Here is a 329-nt window from a genome sequence, read left to right as displayed (position 1 = left end):
GAGCCCGCGCCCGCCGCGCCTGACGCCCCCGCCTTCGACCCCATGGCCCCGCGCCGCGACGCCCCGATCTTCCGCCTCCAGCGCGCCGCGCCGAGCGAGCCGGTCGCCGCCCCCTCAGCGCCGTCGCCCGCCACAGCGCCCCCCCAGCCCCAGGCTCAATCTCAGGTTCAATCTCAGGCCCAGCCGCAGCCGCTTCAGGCCGCGCCGCAGGAGGGCGCCCGCTACTACTCGGTGCATCGTCAGGCCGGTCGCCAGCCCGACGCCACGCCCCTGCCGCCGGCGGTCTATCTGGACGGCCTGCCGGTCGAGCTGACCACGCCCCCGGCCTC

The 329-nt window shown here is 77.8% G+C and carries 1 pseudogene; it reads left to right on the top strand.

Annotated elements, in window-relative coordinates:
• Positions 1–329 (top strand): annotated as a pseudogene (locus HX774_RS18970) (hypothetical protein); the annotation flags it as partial.

The sequence above is a fragment of the Brevundimonas sp. P7753 genome, from assembly GCF_013386595.1.
GTDB classification, from domain to species: domain Bacteria; phylum Pseudomonadota; class Alphaproteobacteria; order Caulobacterales; family Caulobacteraceae; genus Brevundimonas; species Brevundimonas bullata.
This window is presented reverse-complemented; position numbering and strand designations above follow the sequence as displayed.